At 43.6% G+C, this 1947-nt stretch carries 2 protein-coding genes; one reads left to right on the top strand and one right to left on the bottom strand.

What is annotated here, in order from left to right:
• A partial coding sequence (locus QCH34_RS11595) for a BREX system ATP-binding domain-containing protein (protein ID WP_300334354.1) occupies positions 1-820 on the top strand: 820 nt, incomplete at its 5' end.
• 112 nt (positions 821-932) lie between these two features.
• On the opposite strand, the gene QCH34_RS11590 is transcribed toward QCH34_RS11595, so the two are convergent.
• The gene (locus QCH34_RS11590; protein ID WP_300334352.1) at positions 933-1793 is read right to left on the bottom strand and encodes a hypothetical protein; all 861 of its coding nucleotides are present in this window, start codon (positions 1791-1793) and stop codon (positions 933-935) included.
• Between the last annotated feature and the right edge of the window lie 154 nt (positions 1794-1947).

Raw genomic sequence — 1947 nt, 5'->3', positions numbered from 1 at the left:
ATATCTCAAAGCGTGCGCTCGAGACTATATTGGCAAGGTGTGTGAGAACCTCTCCCAGAATGGTACAATCGAAGAAGACATCGAACAGGGAATGGGGTGGAATGCGGTTGAGAGGGGGAGAGTCCTGCTCTCGGACATAGTCCCTCAGGCCTATGTCATGCTCTCTGAATTGACCCGGTATCCTGATTTTGCCCGGGCATTTTTGAACCTCTCATACGAAGAGAATGCTTACACATCGTGGGAGTGGTTAAGTGGCGAATCCATTGAGTACTCACGTCGGCGAGAAATGCACCTGACCTCAAACATCACCGCACATCATGCGCAACGTGCGTTTATTGCATTGAAAACTACATTGGAGCAGATCGGTCACTCGCCTGTGATCATGCTCATTGATGAATTTGAATGTATTGAATCGCTTCAGGCCCGGACCAAACAAAATATGCTCAATGCTCTCCGGCACTTTATTGATGTAAATCCAACAGGTCTCTCCGTAATTATTGCCTGTGCACCAGAGGTATGGGAACCCCTTGTTGCCGAATATCATGCATTTTCTGATCGTATTGCAAAAGAAGCCAATCTAAAACCATTGGACAAACACACAGTCACGCATATGATCACCGAATACCTCAATTCCTGCAGATCCATTCCCTCCGATTCGCTCGAACCATTCACTGAGGAGAGTATACAACAAATATTCGTGGAGGGGAATGGGAATACACGGCGGATCATTACGATCTGTGGTCAGGCTATCGACGAAGCCCTCTCGAATGAGCTCGAATGCATTGATCTGGAGATTATTGACCGTATGAGAGGAATCTGATGGTTCGATTTATCTTGAAGAAATGAGATGGGATGGTCAATATCATTCAATAGGAGAGACCGCAAAAATCGAATAGTCGCATAATTGTGCAAAAATGTTCCAGATCTCTCTCCTATGATATGAAGAACATCTCGAACAACTCTTCATTAATTCTCTCAAGATCCTTGACTTCGCCCGTATTTGAGATACTTCGCTGATAACTGAGTGCATCACACAGCTGGATTGCACAATACTGCATCTCTGAAAACGAAACAATGCCCTCAGCGAGAATGGGATCAAATTGGCGTTTGAATCTTTCAAAGTCCATAGCTGTGAACTGATATCTAAGAAAATCGGGAGATTCGGAAATATTTTCTCTGATTTTTTGATAAAAGGTTGAGTCTGCCATAACTGGCAATGGACCGCACCGGCTCATAACAAAATCAATATCTTCCTTGGAAAAATACCTGAGCACTTTATCTGTAGGGATTTCCCAGTATTCAGAAATAAATTCGCAATAATCCTGTTGAATTGAATCTGCAGGGACATACTCAATATTATCATGAAATCGTATCTTTTCATCCCATCCAAGAAGACTCATGCCAAGCGTGATATCAAATAACCGTGCATGGATTGGAATAGGAATCAGCGAATATCTGATATTCGTTCTCTTTCCGGGACGTTCATCGCGCCCAACACGACGGGGGATGTATTTATGCTCTTCAATGAAATAGAGGCAATTTTTCAAGATATTCCCTAGGATATCGTCGATGTCCTCTTTCCCCACTCCATATTTTACTGATAACTCGGTAACCGTCCAGGAACCTTTCTTGAGATCATCGATGACCATATCGGGGAGCGGTCGATCGAGGATACGGTAACTGTCGATTTTAAAATCAGTAAAGGAACGGATTATCCGCTTGTTGCATACCATGCGATAATTCTCGATCAACGTCACGATATCTTCGTCCAGTTCAGAATTATGAAATGGCATTATGCCTCATCCTGAAGACGGTTCTTTAGAGATAATTTCTGCAATCAATCTGCTCTGTCCAATTGTCTCTTTGTCCCCCACAATAACGAGATTCTCTTCGGCGGAGGTGAACATTGTATACAGCACACCAGGGTCTGTAAGTGGGTACCTGATG

This window comes from Methanocalculus sp. (assembly GCF_029762515.1).
In the GTDB taxonomy this organism is placed as follows: domain Archaea; phylum Halobacteriota; class Methanomicrobia; order Methanomicrobiales; family Methanocorpusculaceae; genus Methanocalculus.
Note: the sequence above shows the minus strand (reverse complement) of the source record. Positions and strands in the feature narration are given on the sequence as shown.

What these genes read in the sequence shown, in the direction of transcription:
- QCH34_RS11590 (WP_300334352.1), bottom strand. Translation starts at nt 1,793, where the DNA reads ATGCCATTTCATAATTCTGAACTGGACGAAGATATCGTGACGTTGATC.